This is a genomic window from Escherichia sp. AM3 (assembly GCF_032029835.1).
GTDB classification, from domain to species: Bacteria; Pseudomonadota; Gammaproteobacteria; order Enterobacterales; family Enterobacteriaceae; genus Escherichia; species Escherichia coli.
This window is the reverse complement of the sequence record NZ_JAVUPQ010001059.1, coordinates 1-262: the sequence shown is the minus strand read 5'-3', so window position 1 is coordinate 262 and position 262 is coordinate 1. Positions and strand designations below refer to the sequence as shown.

Sequence of the window (262 nt, the reverse complement as noted above, 5' to 3'; positions counted from 1 at the left end):
GGTTACGTTCGTCACGGCGTTTGTTACCCTTCACGCCAAAATCCGGCACGCCGTTGTTCATCACGAAGTTTTCATACCCGCGGCGATTTTCACTCATATTTTCGTAGTTAAGGCCGGTGGTAAACGTTACCGGCACCAGCAGCTCGCCGCGGTGGGTCCAGCGGGTATCAATACCCTGATAGTGGCGCTGCATATCAATTACGCCGCCCGAATGCGCTGGATTTTCAGTCTGCGTGGTATCCGGAATGGACTGGTACTGGGT

Annotated in this window: 1 pseudogene; it reads right to left on the bottom strand. The window is 54.2% G+C overall.

Annotation, left to right across the window (positions count from 1 at the left end):
• Positions 1–262: pseudogene (locus RTW80_RS29690) on the bottom strand (TonB-dependent siderophore receptor); the annotation flags it as partial.